Below are 14,563 nucleotides of genomic sequence, written 5' to 3'. Positions count from 1 at the left end.
ACAGGGAACTGAAATCACAGCTAAATTTTGCCAATGATAAAATCAAAATCACTTTGGAAAATTATGCCGAAGCACCTATTCAGGTGAATGCAGCACAACGCGCTTACATTCAAAAATCCACTTTATACAAAAACGGACTGACCGATTTGACACAAACCATGTTTACCCTAAATCGTGCTGAGATTGACCGTGATATTATCAACAATAATGTATGGCAGTCGTACTTGCTAAAAGTAGCTGCAACGGGCAATTTCGACTTATTTATAAATGAATTTTAATTATAGATCCTAATGAATTTAATACGTTTTGCACTCCGCAAACCCATCTCAATATTGGTATTGGTAGCAGGTTTATTTTTCTTCGGAATTGGCGCTATCAAAGACATTAAAGTAGATATTCTTCCGAAAATGAATTTGCCGGTAATCTACATCGCGCATCCGTTTGGAGGATATACACCTGACCAAATGGAGGCTTATTTTGCCAAAAATTATGTCAATATTTTACCTTTTGCCAATGGTATAAAATCGGTTGAAACCAAGAATGTTCAAGGGTTAATGATCATGAAATTGACCTATTACGAAAACACCAACATGGCTCAGGCCGCTGCTGAATTGGGTGCTTTATCCAACAGAATTCAGGCGGGATTTCCTCCTGGAACACAACCGCCGTTTATCATTCGTTTTGATGCTTCTTCGTTACCAATCGGTCAATTGGTTTTGAGCAGTAAAATCAGGTCTAACAACGAATTGCAGGATTTGGCAAACGTGTATGTTCGTGCTTCGTTTACATCCATTCCGGGTTTGTTATCGCCAGCACCTTTTGGCGGAAGCCCAAGAACGGTAGAGGTTAACGCAGATCCAGATTTATTACGTTCACACAATTTGACACCAGATCAGATTGTAGAAGCGATTCGTGTAAACAATCAAACTGCTCCTTCGGGAAATGTTAGAATTGGTGACAAAAACTATATTACACCTACAAACAATACGATTAAAGAAATAAAGGATTTCGAAAAGATTCCGTTGTTTAAAGGAAGCGTTCAAAACCTAACATTAGGCGATGTGGCGACTGTAAAAGACGGCGCCGACATTACCAATGGATATGCTTTGGTAAATGGAAAGCGTTCTGTTTATGTGAGTATTGCCAAAGCCGGAGACGCTTCGACTTGGGATGTGGTTCAGAAATTAAAATCGGAATTGCCTAAAATTCAAAGTACACTTCCCGAAGATGTGAAGTTATCATACGAATTTGACCAATCGGTTTATGTAATCAATTCGGTTAAAAGTTTGATTACCGAGGGAATAATCGGAGCAGTTTTGACTGGTTTAATGGTTTTATTATTTCTTGGTGACAGACGCGCAGCTTTAATTGTAATTATGACGATTCCAATTTCGATTATTTCGGGAGTTTTATTTTTGAAATTATTCGGTCAAACCATCAACTTAATGTCGTTGAGCGGACTGGCTTTGGCAATTGGAATTTTAGTTGATGAAAGTACCGTAACTATCGAAAACATTCACCAGCATCTTGACATGGGAAAACCTAAGGCACTCGCGATTTGGGATGCTTGTAAAGAAATTGCTTTGCCAAAATTATTGATTTTGCTTTGTATTCTTGCGGTTTTTGCACCGGCGTTTACGATGGTTGGTATTCCGGGAGCTTTGTTCTTGCCTTTGGCATTAGCAATAGGATTTTCGATGGTTATTTCATTTTTACTTTCACAAACATTTGTTCCTGTAATGGCAAATTGGTTGATGAAAGATCATCCAAAACACGAACATGCACCTGATATTACCGATGATGAAGCCGAATTCAACGATTGCGGATTAACTCCAGAATCAGAGAGAGATTTGATTACTCAGAAAAGATATATCGTCGAAAAAGACGATTTTAATTCTGATGGAAAACTGAGTGCATTCGAGCGATTCCGACTTCGATTTATGAAGACTTTAGACCGTATATTTCCATACAAAAAAGTGACTTCATTAGTTTACTTAATAGGTATTACAATTCTAGCTGTAGTGTTTATTACTTTTATTGGAAAAGATGTTTTTCCTAAAGTAAATTCAAGTCAGTTTCAGTTGAGAATGCGCGCTCCCGATGGAACCCGTATCGAACGTACAGAAGAAAAAGCGCTTTTGGTATTGAAAGAAATGGACAAAATGGTAGGTAAAGAACACATCGGAATTACATCCATTTTCGTAGGACAGCATCCTTCTTTATTCTCAATTAATCCGATTTATCTATTTACTGCCGGCCCACATGAAGCCGTTTTTCAAATAAGTTTGAAAGATTATCATGCTGACATGGATGATTTTAAAGATGAATTGAGATCCAGAATTAAAAAAATTCTTCCTGATGTGAAAATTTCATTCGAACCTATTGAACTGACTGATAAAGTTTTGAGTCAAGGCTCTCCTACTCCAATTGAAATTCGAATTGCTGGAAAAGACAAAAAACGAAATGAGACCTATGCCAATCAAATTGTTGAAAAGCTAAAAAAATTCTCTTATTTCAGAGATGTGCAAATCGGGCAACCAATTCATTATCCTGCAATGAATATTGATATTGACAGAACTCGTGCTGCCGAATTAGGTGTGGATATGAATGATATTTCACGCTCACTGATCGCTTCTACCTCATCATCGAGATATACGGAGAAAAACACTTGGATAGATGAAAAAACAGGTTTATCAGTAAATGTTCAGGTTCAGGTTCCTTTGAATAAAATGAAAAGCAAAACCGATATGGGAGAAATTCCTGTATTGAAAAATTCGCTACGCCCAGTTTTGAGTGACGTGGCAAAAATTACACCCGGATTTGTAAATGGTGAAAACGACAACTTAGGAGCGATACCATATATTACGGTTACTGCCAACATTCATCAAACCGATTTGGGAACGGCAACGAAAGATGTGAGTGCGACGATAAACTCACTGGGGGAATTACCTCGTGGTTTATTCATCACACCAATCGGAATGAGTACAGTTTTGAGCGAAACATTAAGCAGTTTACAAGTTGGATTATTGGTAGCTATTTTTGTAATCTTCTTAATGTTGGCCGCCAATTTCCAATCATTCAAAGTTTCGTTAGTAATTTTAACTACAGTTCCTGCGGTAGTTTTAGGTTCATTGTTGATGCTAACAATTACAGGTTCAACACTGAATTTACAATCCTATATGGGAATCATCATGTCAGTTGGAGTTTCGATTGCTAATGCGGTTTTATTGGTAACCAATGCCGAGCAATTGCGAAAACGAAATGGCAACGCCTTAGAATCTGCTCGTGAAGCGGTAGCATTGCGTCTTCGTCCGATTATCATGACTTCGGTAGCGATGATTGCCGGAATGTTACCAATGGCGATTGGTCACGGAGAAGGTGGCGATCAGGTTTCTCCATTAGGAAGAGCCGTTATTGGAGGATTGTTGTTTTCAACTTTTGCCGTATTGCTTATCCTGCCACAAATTTTTGCCTGGGCACAAGAACATACTTCGACAAAATCTGTTTCATTAGATCCTGAAGACGAAGAAAGCATCCATTATATCTCATCCTTAAAATCATAATATAAAACCTTTTGTGAAATTGCTTTACTAAAGTCAAACTAAATAAAAAATGAACCACATAAAGACATAGATTTATAATTTATCGTCAAAGAATATATAGAAATAGCACTATTTTTCACATAGATGGACTATGTGGAAAATAAGACGCCTATCAAATCTTTAAACATTAGAAAAATCTATGCTTCTATGTGGTTAAAAAAATTATTCCAGAGGATATCTATAAAAAACATTCACATTTATGAAAAATAAAATTATACAATCGAGCGCGCTGTTCTTTATAGCAGTATTTTTCCTGAATAGCTGCAATTCTAAAAAAGAAGAAACTTCGGCTACAGAAATTGAACCTAAAACAGAAACTTTTCTTTTGACCAAAGAAAAACTAACAACCGAATTGCGTTTGCCAGCCGAATTAACTGGTTTTCAACAAGTCGATTTGTATGCCAAAGTAAGCAGTTTTGTTAAAGTTTTAAAAGTTGACATTGGTTCGGAAGTAAAGAAAGGACAACTTTTGATTGTTTTGGAAGCTCCCGAAATCAGTTCCCAATTGGCTGCTGCCGAATCGAAATTAAAATCGATGCAGGCAATTTATGAAACCAGCAAAAGCACTTACAACCGTTTATACGAAACGAGTAAAGTAGAAGGAACAATTTCCAAAAATGATTTGGAAATGGCCAATGGAAAGAAAAATTCTGATTACGCTCAATATCAGGCGGCAATTGCAGCTCATAAAGAGGTTGCAATTATGAGAGGTTATCTTGAAATCCGTGCTCCTTTTGACGGAGTAGTTGCTGCAAGAAACGTCAATTTAGGGACGTATGTTGGTCCTGCCGGAAAAGGTTCTGATTTGCCTTTGTTGACGATACAGCAACAGGACAAATTGCGTTTGGCGGTTTCTATTCCTGAATTGTATACAGGCTATTTACACAATGGGGACGAAATGAGTTTTAATGTAAAATCATTGCCGGATACTTTCAAAGCTAAGATTCAGAGAATGTCTGGCGCTTTGGATTTGAAATTACGCTCGGAACGTGTAGAAATGGACGTTCAAAACACCAAAGCAAATTTATTACCGGGTATGGTTGCCGAAGTGATTTTGCCGCTTAACGCAAAAGACAGCACTTTTGTAATCCCAAAATCAGCATTGGTAAATTCTGCCGAAGGTACTTTTGTAATCCGGGTGGACAATCATAAAGCACACCGAATTGATGTTAAAAAAGGAAGAGAAATTGATGATAAACTAGAAATTTTTGGTGATTTGAATCCGAATGATAAAATGGTAAAAGTCGCCAGTGAAGAAATTAAAGAAGGCGATGATATAAAGGAATAATAATTGGTTTTTTAATTTGGGGGAAGAAGTGCTGTGAGACTTAGGTTTTACAGTACTTTTTTTTTAGAATGAGTTATATCGGAGTTTCACTTACAGTTTCCTCCTTCGTCGGAATGACAAGCTGGGTGATAAAAATAACTCATAAAGTTTTACATTCATTGTCGAGTTTCTTAAGGAGTTTCCTCCTTCGTCGGAATGACAAGCTGGGTGGGAAAAGTGATGGAAAATCGATCTCTTTTCATCAAAGTTTCTTTTCCACATTTTTGTCATTCTGAGGAACGAAGAATCTTTGCAATACTTATCATCAAAGTTATATTCATTGCCGAGCTAGTTGTGGAGTTTCCTCCTTCGTCGGAATGACAAGCTGGGTGATAAAAAGAACTCATAAAGTTTTACAATCATTGTCGAGATACTTACGGAGTTTCCTCCTTCGTCGGAATGACAAACTGGGTGGGAAAAGTGGTGAAAATCGATCGTTATTACTCAAAGTTTTTGTCGCATTTTTGTCATTCTGAGGAACGAAGAATCTTCGCTCATTAAAAACTAGATGGCAAAAATTTATTAAAAAAAATATAACTTTGATTATATGGAGTTACAACAGGGATATCATACGTATTATATTTATATTATAACCAATAAATCGAAAACTGTATTTTATATTGGTGTAACCAATAATTTAAGGATTCGTTTAAATCAGCATAAAGAAAATATTACAGTGGGAAACAAAAGTTTTGCTTCAAGATATAATGTGAAATTTTTACTTTATTATGAAAAATTTACTTGGATTCAGGAAGCCATTATGCGGGAGAAAGAACTAAAAGGCTGGCGTAGAGATAAAAAAATTGAATTGATAAAAATAATTAACCCAGACTTAGATTTTTTAAATTATTTATTTGAATAAAACTTCCGTTTTTTTTGCTTTGAAAAATTACTTTAAAAATCCTAAACCTCTCGCTTAGCCCCGATGGAAACGGCATCCTTTTTATCTCGATTTTTTTCGAGATAAAAAGATATAGTGTACAGCGGGACTAAAGTTGATTTAAAACGAGAAGGTCTGCTCCCTATTAATTTTATTTCATGTCAATTTAGGCATGACTTGATGATGACTTTTATCAAAGTGTTTGTATGTATTTATTTAAACAACGGTGCATACTTCTCCCTATTTTGATACATTATCACAATCAAAATTGCACTTAAAACTAAGGCAAAAGGTAAACCGCTGCTATCCTGTACAATGTTTGTTAGGACAATTCCAACCATAACTGGCAGAATAATAATTGCACCTAATGCTCTAAACCTTGGTATAATAATTAATATTCCGCCCAAAGTTTCGATTGCGCCAACAAGCGGCATAATCCAGCCTATTTCGGTAAAAGCTGTCATTGCTTTTTGCATTTTGTCTGGCAAATTTTCCGGCATTGGCATATAGAAAAAAAACTTGTTAAGACCAGCATTGATAAACATAAGTCCGAACAAAAGACTTAAAACAAATATGATTTTATTTTTCATATGTAGCTATTATTTTTTCCAGTTATTAATTAATTCATCTAATCCGTTTAAGGCAATAGTAAATCCTTCTTTGAAGCCCATTTCAATTAGTTTTTCCAAATCGGCTAAGGCATTGTGCTTGATAGTGATATCGACCAAAGTAATATCTCCTTTGTCAATAAAATCCAGATTCCATTCAGAGCGAGGCAGTTGGTCGTTTATGTTTCCTTCATTGTCACAAAAAGCATCCAAATATCTGAAATTGGTTTTAGGCGAAATAGAAGTGAAATTCGCCAATGCCCAATGTTCTTCGCCTTCTGGTCCGCGCATGGCGTATAATCTTGTGCCATTTACTTTAAATTCCATAGACTTTGTTTTGGCTAACCAAGGTTTTGGCGCCCACCATTGATCTAGTAATTCAGGTTTGGTGTAAGCATCCCAAACTAAATCCAATCCTGCGGCAAATTCTTTTTGCACCTGTACTGTGTTTGTTTCTTTATTCACAGTAAAATCGAACGTTAGACTATTTTTCATGACTTTTATTTTAATGTTAATAATAGCTCATCTAATCTTTCAAGTGTTGATGTCAATCCATCTTTCATACCCATTTGAATGACTGCTTCCAAATCCTGCAATGAATTATAGGTAACAACAGTTTCTACCACTGCATTTTCTTCTTTGGTTGTAAAACTAACCAGCCATTTTGCTTGTGGAAACTGAGTGTTAATATTGCCTTCTGCATCGCAAAATGCATCTAAAGCTTTGTAATAATCAATAGGTTTTATTTCTGTGTAACTTGTCCATCCCCAATATTCAGTTCCGTTGGGCTCTACCATTGCATAATGCCAATGTCCTCCCTCGCTAAAATTCATTGATTTGGTTTTGGTTGTTAATGGTTTTGGCGCAAACCAACGATCCAATAATTCTTGTTTAGTATAACAATCCCAAACCAATTGCTGACTGGCAAGGAATTCTCTTCTTACGGTAATCGTATTCTTTTCCTTATTTACAAGGAAATCGAATTGTAAATTGCTGTTCATCATTCTTTTGTATTTTTAATTGTTGCTAATAAATCATCTAATTGATTGAATCTGGTTTCCCAAATCTTTTTGAATTGCTCTAACCATTTCTCTATCTCTTTCAATTTATCGATTTCAAGGCTATAATAAATTTCGCGTCCCTGCTGTTCTTGTTTTACCAACTCACATTCGGCTAATATTTTCAAATGTTTTGAAACCGCCTGGCGTGTCGTATCAAAATGTTCGGCAATGGAATTAGGTGTCATTGCCTGCAAAGCAATAAGTGCAATGATTGCTCTTCGTGTAGGATCTGCTATTGCCTGAAATATATCTCTTCTCATTTTAAATAAATTAAGAAACCAATCAGTTGCAAATATATAAGAAACTAATTGGTTGCGCAATTTTTTTATGGTATTTTTTAAAGAAATTTAAATTTATAAATATCATTTCTAGGAATTTAGATCTAGCTTTGATTAAAACTACACTTCTCGCCTAGCCCAATGTCCAACTATTATAAGTACTATAGCTAACAGCAAAACGAAACGGATTGTAAAGTACATGTTGCGCTCTATAAAAAAATTCAAAGTGGGAAATTATGCAACAAAAAAACAAAGTTATATAACAACTACTGCTGACTAAATTTTAATTTTGAAATATAAAATTAGCAATACAAACTAAATAAACAGAACATTATGAAAACATCATTTAAATCCAAAATAGCTATTGTTATTCTGATTGCCGGACTTTCAGTTTCATGTAAAAAAACCGAATCAACTGATTCTACTACAGTTGTAACAGATTCTGTAACAACAACTGTTGATACTACCCAAGTTCCTGAACCAACAGACACAACACCAGTAGACACAACAATAGTTGATACTACTACTCAGGCAAAAAAATCAACTACGACAACGACAACAACAACAAAATAAATCGTTTAGATTATTTTTGACTGTTAACATTTTTTATCAATATATTGGGGGCTAATTTTTATTCAATCAAACCTGCGGTGTTAAAACTGCAGGTTTTTTTTTTGCACTAAAAGTTTCACTGGACCATTTTTTAATTAATGAATTATTTGCCAACATGACTTTGCATATAGGCTGAATATCTTTCTCCTTGCACATTGGTTTTTGCAAAAGCATCATCAATTTCCTGGATATCACTTGCTGATAAATTAATCGAAACACCGCCAATATTCTCGGCCAATCGATTCGATTTTTTAGTTCCTGGAATTGGAACAATCCATGGTTTTTGTGCCAATAACCATCCCAAAGCAATTTGTGCTGGAGTTGCCCCTTTTTGCGAAGCGATTTCCGCTAACAAATTCACTAATTTTTGGTTGGCTTTTCTATTTTCTTCATTAAAACGAGGCAAATTATTCCGGAAATCAGTTGAATCAAATTGCGTTTTATCAGTAATTGTTCCTGTTAGAAATCCTCTTCCCAAAGGACTAAAAGGAACAAAACCGATTCCTAGTTCTTCGATTGTTGGCAGGATTTCCAATTCTGGTTCTCTCCACCAAATTGAATATTCGCTTTGCAATGCTGTTACGGGCTGTACAGCATGCGCTTTTCGAATAGATTCTGCTCCCGCTTCCGAAAGGCCAAAATGTTTGACTTTCCCTTCTTGGATCAATTCTTTTACGGTACCGGCAACATCTTCGATAGCGACATTTGGATCAACACGATGTTGGTACAATAGATCAATAACATCGGTTTTTAATCGTCTTAAAGATTCTTCGGCGACAGCTCGTATGTTTTCTGGTCGGCTGTCCAAACCTAAAGTTGAATTTCCTTCTTTGAATCCAAATTTAGTAGCAATAACAACATCTTTTCTAAATGGAGCCAAAGCCTCGCCTACTAATTCTTCATTGGCAATTCCGTAAGCTTCGGCGGTGTCAAAAAAAGTAATGCCTTTTTCGTAAGCTTCTCTGATTAATTTTATTCCTTGTTCTTTATCTAAAGCGGGACCATAAGCAAAACTCAATCCCATGCATCCCAATCCTAAAGCAGATACTTCTAATCCGCTATTTCCTAATTTTCGTTTTTCCATTTTATTGTTGTTTAGTGTTTATAATTATAATTAAGAGTCATACAAATTTCTGAATATAAGCAAACTCTCGTTGTATATCAATTACGGTTGTTCTTACCATTTTTACTGATTTGAGTTTAAAGGCTAACAAGCTATTTATAAGCAGTGTATATTTGTATAAATTTAAAGAAAAGGCAATGAACACCATTCTAAAAATTGACAAAATATCCCAATACAACACTTTAAGGGGAATCGAAACGATTCATCCGTTGATTAGTGTTTTCGATATTTCTGACAGCAAAATGCTTCCTAATCACGTTAAAATGAATTTGGCATTTTACAGCATTTATTTAAAAGGTGGCGATTGCGGTGAACTGAAATATGGTCGAAAAACGTATGATTATGAAGAAGGTACACTTATTTTTATTGGACCGGGACAAGTAATGGAAATCAATAATGATGAGAATTATAAACCGACTGGCTTGGGACTCGTTTTTCATCCGGATTTATTGAAAGGAAGTGAATTAGGTAAGCGAATGGATACGTACACTTTCTTTTCCTATGAAATAACCGAAGCTTTGCATTTGTCCGAAAAAGAACGCCAGATTATAAAAGAACTGTTTGACAAAATTAAATTTGAATTGCAACAAACAATTGATAAACACAGCAAAAGTATCATCATTAATACTATCGAATTATTACTAAACTACTGTGTTCGTTTTTATGACAGGCAATTTATAACAAGGGAAAATCTAAATACTGGAATTTTATCCCGATTTGAGCAATTACTAAATGATTATTTTAAGTCTGAGAATCCTAATAAACTTGGGCTTCCTAGTGTGAGTTATTTTGCTGAATGCTTACATCTTTCCGCTAATTATTTTGGAGATTTAATTAAAAAAGAAACCGGCAAAACAGCTCAGGAACATATTCAGTTAAAAATAATTGACCTTGCAAAAGAGCGTATTTTTGATGTTGACAAATCAGTTAGTGAAATTGCTTTTGAGTTAGGTTTTAAATATCCGCAACATTTTAATCGAATGTTCAAAAAAACAACTGGCTATACTCCAAATGAATACCGATTTTTGAATTAAAAATTAGGCATAAATTCACTAATTAACCCGAATCTATTTGATCATACCGATGAGTGCTACTCGTGAAGTTCAGGTTTGCATTTTTTAAAAAGTCTATCAAATTAAGACAATAACCCAACTAGAAAAACAATGGATACAACAGAAATATTTCCAAAAGGACAACCTTTACCCAACGAATGGTTTAGCGGAAACGCATTTTTGACAGCTCTGGTTGCAAAAGATAAAAACAATGAATTTTCGGCCGGTTGGGTAACTTTTGAACCAAATGCAAGAACAAATTGGCATACACATCCAAAGGGTCAGGTATTAATTGTAATTGAAGGTGATGGTTTTTATCAGGAAAAAAATAAACCGGCACAACCAATTAAAAAAGGAGATGTAGTAAATATTCCTGAAAATATTGAACATTGGCATGGTGCGTCTTCTACAAATAAAATGGCTCACATTGCTATAACCAATTACAAGGATGATGTACAAGTAACCTGGCTTTTACCAGTAACAGACGAAGAATATCAAAGTGCAATTAAACAATAAAACGACAGATATTCTAACAAGTACAGGTTTTTGAATAAATGATTTTTGGGTTTTACCCTTATGAAAAACTACATTTCTAAACTAGCCCCGATGGAAACGGCATCTCCCGATTAGAAAAACAAGGCTTTTTAGCCGTAGTTTTTGTTATCGGGAATATAGTGTACAGCGGGACTAAAGTTGTTGCAAAACCAAAATGTTCTGCTCCTAAAATTTAAACTTACAATATCAATAACCTATTTATTTGTTAATCAAATATCTTTTATTAAAACATAAATTCAACATTAAATCACTAACAAAAAAAGTAAAAATGGGAACGACAAAAGTAAAAGCATACGGTACAGAAACTGCTGAAGCGCCTTTGGAGCAAATGGAAATACAACGCAGAGACCTGACTGCAAAGGATATTGAAATTGAAATTTTGTATTGTGGGGTTTGCCACTCCGATTTGCACACGGCGAGAAATGATTGGGGTTTTACCACTTATCCTGCGGTTCCGGGTCACGAAATTGTTGGAAAAGTGACTAAAGTTGGAGATGCAGTTACTAAACTAAAAGTGGGCGATTTTGCAGCTGTAGGTTGTTTGGTAGATTCGTGCCAGACTTGTGATAATTGCAAACATGATTTAGAGCAATATTGTTTGAATGGTTGGGTAGGAACTTACAATGGCCAAGATAAATATTTAGGCGGGCCAACTTTAGGCGGTTATTCTGAAAAAATTGTGGTCGATGAGCATTTTGTTTTAAAAATCCCTGCGAATCTTGACTTGGCTGCTACAGCTCCTTTATTATGTGCCGGAATCACGACTTGGTCACCACTTCGTCACTGGAAAGTAGGCAAAGGAAGTAAAGTTGCCGTTGTTGGTTTAGGTGGATTGGGACACATGGCTATCAAACTTGCCAAAGGTTTGGGAGCAGATGTGACACTTTTTTCAAGAAGTCCTGACAAAGAAAAAGATGCTTTTAAATTGGGTGCCGATGCTGTAGTAATTTCGACAGATGACAGCCATATGAATAGTGTGATTGGGAAATTTGATCTAATTATAGATACAGTTCCTTATGTTCACGATATTAATCCATATGTTGGCACATTGAATGTGAATGGAACTATCGTTTTGGTTGGATATTTGGGGCCATTGGATCCATTTTTACATTCAGTTCCTTTGATTATGGGCAGAAAATCGGTAGCAGGCTCTTTGATTGGAGGTATTGCCGAAACTCAGGAAATGCTTGATTTTTGTGGAGAACACAACATTGTGTCCGAAATCGAATTAATCAAAATGCAGGACATCAACGAAGCCTACGAAAGAATGCTGAAAAGTGATGTTCGTTACCGTTTTGTGATTGACATGGCTTCACTTAAATAAAAGTTTCTAAGTTTTTGAGCTCAATCTATTGGAATCTGCAAATCAAAAACTTAGAAAGCTAAAAAAAAAACCGTTACTCCTTAAATAAATTAAGTGGTAACGGTTTTAAAAAAAAAATTATTCGGTTACTAATTCAAAATTATTTTTTTTCCAATTCTCTTATATAATTGACCAACTTCCATCGTTGATCATCTGTTAATATTTCAAAATAAGTTGCCATTGGAGCTTTTCCGTTGGTTATCTTCCAAAAAATAGCACCATCGGTTTCATTCTGCACATGTAGTGCTAAAAAATTTGCTGGACGTGGTTCTAATGTCAAACCAGCTTCTCCGTTTCCTTGACCATTTACTCCGTGACACAATACACACATTTGGTTGTAAATCACTTTTCCTTCATCTGTTGCCTTTTTGTTCCCTGCAAAAGGATTTTTTAATGTATTGGAATATTCTGGTGCAGTCCAACTTATTTCCTGACCGAAACTTTTTCCTCCAATAAATAATAAAGCAATCAGTACCAAAAATTTAAAATTTGTTTTCATGACCGTGCTATTTAAATTATATATCAAATATATGAAATCGTTATAGCAAAAAACATGATTTTTGTCATGTTATTGATAAATCATCAACCAAATACAAAAATAACACTGCAAAATTAGCAAATATTTAATACAAAGCAAATATTTTATTGATTCCGCATATAATTGTTTTTAGCAAATATAAGTATCCCATTATCAAATGCTATTAATTTATTTTTTATTTATTCTTAACTAACAAAGAATTTTTGAGAACTTAAATTCTTAAAAAACGAGCTATGTTTAGAAGATTGTAATGCTAAAAAAGGTTTATAATTTTCGAATTCAATTCAAATCTTTATAAATGATAAAATGCCTTAATCAAATAGCTAAATATCAAATACAAAATGGTACTTATTAATGCAATGGCAATCAAAAGACAAATGCCATTTATGATTATATTAGGAATGAATTTCAATCTGGGATGCACATAATAAGGCTCGCGATGCAAATATTCGTGAACATTATTGGCGACTATTTTTGCTTTCTTTTTGATAGCAATTCATTTTAGAATTATTGAAGTAAGTTAAAATTGGAAAAATCAAAGTTAGTTTTCATCATAAACAACTATGAAAGGACCTAAACAAATATAAGCATTTTCGCTGCATTATTCATCTATTATACTAAAAAACAATAAATTACAATTTCAATCTCATTGGTTAAAAACAAAAAACCGCCTCATTCCTGAAAATGAGACGGCTTTTGAACACTATAGGACGCTGAAACCAGCGTATACTTTAGTTTGTTTTAAACTTCCATACCTGTCCAACAGTTTCTCCACCTTTATTGTCTTTTACCACTACTTTCCAAAAGTATTCTTTTGATGCGGTTACGGGAACATCCAGAGTCATTGACGTTAGATCTGCACCTACTTTTTCAGTTGGCGGATTTACAGTTCCTAAATAAACATCATAAGTAAGAACATCTGTTGCGTCGACATCGGAGGCATACCATTTTAAAGTGGCTGTTGTGGTAGTCAATACGGCATTTAGATCAGGAGAAAGCAAATTTGGAGCAAACGGCAAATGGTTGATTACCGCATCACCTGAGGTATAGAATGTATAGGTAGCTGAATAAGCACTTGACAAACCTTTGCTGTCGGTTGCTTTTATCCTCCAATAATAGGCCGTGTTTTTATCCAATGTAATTGTTTGCGAAACTGCCGTGCCCTCTACTGTTTTAACAATTTGGGCAAACTGGTTGTCCTTTGCCACTTGGATTTGATAGGTTATGGCATCATTCTCCGCATCAGTAGATGCATTCCATTGAAAATTCACTATATTATCTACACACAACTTATTGTCTGTTGGAGCAGTTATTTTTGGTGTTGTCGGTGCTGTGTTTTCGGGATCAAGTGTCTCTATGCCACTGCATGAAAGAACTAGAAAACCAATGATTGACAGATATATAAACTTCTTCATTTTTATTTTTTTATGATTCTTAGATAAACAGGAGTATTCAACTCAATTTTAGCAATATAGACTCCTGCGGCTTGATTTTCTAGGGTTAGTTGCGCTTTTCCATTTTCGAGAGTATAAGTTTTGTTTGAAATAAGCGTTCCGTTTAAAGC

At 35.0% G+C, this 14,563-nt stretch carries 14 protein-coding genes and 1 pseudogene; 8 read left to right on the top strand and 7 right to left on the bottom strand.

Translation table 11 applies throughout. The annotated features are described in order from the left end of the window. The 4 genes and pseudogenes from VLC96_RS13595 to VLC96_RS13580 all read left to right on the top strand — a co-directional run. A pseudogene (locus VLC96_RS13595) lies at positions 1-278 on the top strand (TolC family protein); the annotation flags it as partial. A gap of 12 nt (positions 279-290) precedes the next feature. Further along, on the top strand, positions 291-3,563 hold the full coding sequence (locus VLC96_RS13590) for an efflux RND transporter permease subunit (RefSeq protein ID WP_325263728.1): 3,273 nt from the start codon (positions 291-293) through the stop codon (positions 3,561-3,563). A 238-nt stretch (positions 3,564-3,801) separates the two neighbouring features. Next, the gene (locus tag VLC96_RS13585) at positions 3,802-4,890 is read left to right on the top strand and encodes an efflux RND transporter periplasmic adaptor subunit (protein WP_325263726.1); all 1,089 of its coding nucleotides are present in this window, start codon (positions 3,802-3,804) and stop codon (positions 4,888-4,890) included. Positions 4,891-5,476: 586 nt separating this feature from the next. Continuing rightward, on the top strand, positions 5,477-5,791 hold the full coding sequence (locus tag VLC96_RS13580) for a GIY-YIG nuclease family protein (RefSeq protein ID WP_325263724.1): 315 nt from the start codon (positions 5,477-5,479) through the stop codon (positions 5,789-5,791). A 230-nt stretch (positions 5,792-6,021) separates the two neighbouring features. Here the strand turns inward: VLC96_RS13580 and VLC96_RS13575 are convergent, their stop codons facing one another. From VLC96_RS13575 to VLC96_RS13560, 4 genes are read right to left on the bottom strand one after another with little or no spacing between them, the layout of a single operon-like run. After that, positions 6,022-6,399 carry a DoxX family protein gene (locus VLC96_RS13575; protein ID WP_325263722.1) on the bottom strand — a complete coding sequence of 126 codons (378 nt, stop codon included), beginning with the start codon at positions 6,397-6,399 and terminating at the stop codon, positions 6,022-6,024. Between the two features lie 9 nt (positions 6,400-6,408). Then, positions 6,409-6,912 carry an SRPBCC family protein gene (locus VLC96_RS13570; RefSeq protein WP_325263720.1) on the bottom strand — a complete coding sequence of 168 codons (504 nt, stop codon included), beginning with the start codon at positions 6,910-6,912 and terminating at the stop codon, positions 6,409-6,411. A gap of 5 nt (positions 6,913-6,917) precedes the next feature. Then, on the bottom strand, positions 6,918-7,421 hold the full coding sequence (locus tag VLC96_RS13565; RefSeq protein ID WP_325263719.1) for an SRPBCC family protein: 504 nt from the start codon (positions 7,419-7,421) through the stop codon (positions 6,918-6,920). Continuing rightward, positions 7,418-7,738 carry an ArsR/SmtB family transcription factor gene (locus VLC96_RS13560; protein ID WP_325263718.1) on the bottom strand — a complete coding sequence of 107 codons (321 nt, stop codon included), beginning with the start codon at positions 7,736-7,738 and terminating at the stop codon, positions 7,418-7,420. Before VLC96_RS13560 ends, VLC96_RS13565 begins: the two co-directional genes overlap by 4 nt. A 351-nt stretch (positions 7,739-8,089) precedes the next feature. On the opposite strand from VLC96_RS13560, the gene VLC96_RS13555 reads away from it, so the two are divergent. After that, positions 8,090-8,329 carry a hypothetical protein gene (locus VLC96_RS13555; protein WP_325263716.1) on the top strand — a complete coding sequence of 80 codons (240 nt, stop codon included), beginning with the start codon at positions 8,090-8,092 and terminating at the stop codon, positions 8,327-8,329. Positions 8,330-8,471: 142 nt separating this feature from the next. Here VLC96_RS13555 and VLC96_RS13550 read toward each other — a convergent pair whose 3' ends face one another. After that, positions 8,472-9,452 carry an aldo/keto reductase gene (locus VLC96_RS13550; RefSeq protein ID WP_325263715.1) on the bottom strand — a complete coding sequence of 327 codons (981 nt, stop codon included), beginning with the start codon at positions 9,450-9,452 and terminating at the stop codon, positions 8,472-8,474. Positions 9,453-9,628: 176 nt separating this feature from the next. On the opposite strand from VLC96_RS13550, the gene VLC96_RS13545 reads away from it, so the two are divergent. From VLC96_RS13545 to VLC96_RS13535, 3 genes are all read left to right on the top strand, one after another. Further along, on the top strand, positions 9,629-10,525 hold the full coding sequence (locus tag VLC96_RS13545; protein ID WP_325263714.1) for a helix-turn-helix domain-containing protein: 897 nt from the start codon (positions 9,629-9,631) through the stop codon (positions 10,523-10,525). 129 nt (positions 10,526-10,654) lie between these two features. Beyond that, complete coding sequence (locus VLC96_RS13540; RefSeq protein WP_325263713.1) at positions 10,655-11,059, top strand: (R)-mandelonitrile lyase; 405 nt, start codon at positions 10,655-10,657, stop codon at positions 11,057-11,059. A 307-nt stretch (positions 11,060-11,366) separates the two neighbouring features. After that, positions 11,367-12,422 carry an NAD(P)-dependent alcohol dehydrogenase gene (locus tag VLC96_RS13535; protein ID WP_325263711.1) on the top strand — a complete coding sequence of 352 codons (1,056 nt, stop codon included), beginning with the start codon at positions 11,367-11,369 and terminating at the stop codon, positions 12,420-12,422. A gap of 139 nt (positions 12,423-12,561) precedes the next feature. Here VLC96_RS13535 and VLC96_RS13530 read toward each other — a convergent pair whose 3' ends face one another. After that, the gene (locus VLC96_RS13530; RefSeq protein ID WP_325263710.1) at positions 12,562-12,960 is read right to left on the bottom strand and encodes a c-type cytochrome; all 399 of its coding nucleotides are present in this window, start codon (positions 12,958-12,960) and stop codon (positions 12,562-12,564) included. Positions 12,961-13,730: 770 nt separating this feature from the next. Next, positions 13,731-14,414: a glycoside hydrolase family 78 protein gene (locus tag VLC96_RS13525; protein ID WP_325263708.1), complete on the bottom strand. Its 684-nt coding sequence runs from the start codon at positions 14,412-14,414 to the stop codon at positions 13,731-13,733. Between the last annotated feature and the right edge of the window lie 149 nt (positions 14,415-14,563).

Origin of the sequence: Flavobacterium sp., from assembly GCF_035456085.1 — a bacterium.
Lineage (GTDB): Bacteria > Bacteroidota > Bacteroidia > Flavobacteriales > Flavobacteriaceae > Flavobacterium.
This window is presented reverse-complemented; position numbering and strand designations above follow the sequence as displayed.

Bases quoted from the DNA above. Each gene is read 5' to 3' on its own strand.
- VLC96_RS13580 (WP_325263724.1), top strand. From the start codon at position 5,477: ATGGAGTTACAACAGGGATATCATACGTATTATATTTATATTATAACC.
- VLC96_RS13575 (WP_325263722.1), bottom strand. From the start codon at position 6,399: ATGAAAAATAAAATCATATTTGTTTTAAGTCTTTTGTTCGGACTTATG.
- VLC96_RS13570 (WP_325263720.1), bottom strand. From the start codon at position 6,912: ATGAAAAATAGTCTAACGTTCGATTTTACTGTGAATAAAGAAACAAAC.
- VLC96_RS13555 (WP_325263716.1), top strand. From the start codon at position 8,090: ATGAAAACATCATTTAAATCCAAAATAGCTATTGTTATTCTGATTGCC.
- VLC96_RS13535 (WP_325263711.1), top strand. From the start codon at position 11,367: ATGGGAACGACAAAAGTAAAAGCATACGGTACAGAAACTGCTGAAGCG.
- VLC96_RS13590 (WP_325263728.1), top strand. From the start codon at position 291: ATGAATTTAATACGTTTTGCACTCCGCAAACCCATCTCAATATTGGTA.
- VLC96_RS13565 (WP_325263719.1), bottom strand. From the start codon at position 7,421: ATGATGAACAGCAATTTACAATTCGATTTCCTTGTAAATAAGGAAAAG.
- VLC96_RS13550 (WP_325263715.1), bottom strand. From the start codon at position 9,452: ATGGAAAAACGAAAATTAGGAAATAGCGGATTAGAAGTATCTGCTTTA.
- VLC96_RS13540 (WP_325263713.1), top strand. From the start codon at position 10,655: ATGGATACAACAGAAATATTTCCAAAAGGACAACCTTTACCCAACGAA.
- VLC96_RS13545 (WP_325263714.1), top strand. From the start codon at position 9,629: ATGAACACCATTCTAAAAATTGACAAAATATCCCAATACAACACTTTA.
- VLC96_RS13560 (WP_325263718.1), bottom strand. From the start codon at position 7,738: ATGAGAAGAGATATATTTCAGGCAATAGCAGATCCTACACGAAGAGCA.
- VLC96_RS13525 (WP_325263708.1), bottom strand. From the start codon at position 14,414: ATGAAGAAGTTTATATATCTGTCAATCATTGGTTTTCTAGTTCTTTCA.
- VLC96_RS13585 (WP_325263726.1), top strand. From the start codon at position 3,802: ATGAAAAATAAAATTATACAATCGAGCGCGCTGTTCTTTATAGCAGTA.
- VLC96_RS13530 (WP_325263710.1), bottom strand. From the start codon at position 12,960: ATGAAAACAAATTTTAAATTTTTGGTACTGATTGCTTTATTATTTATT.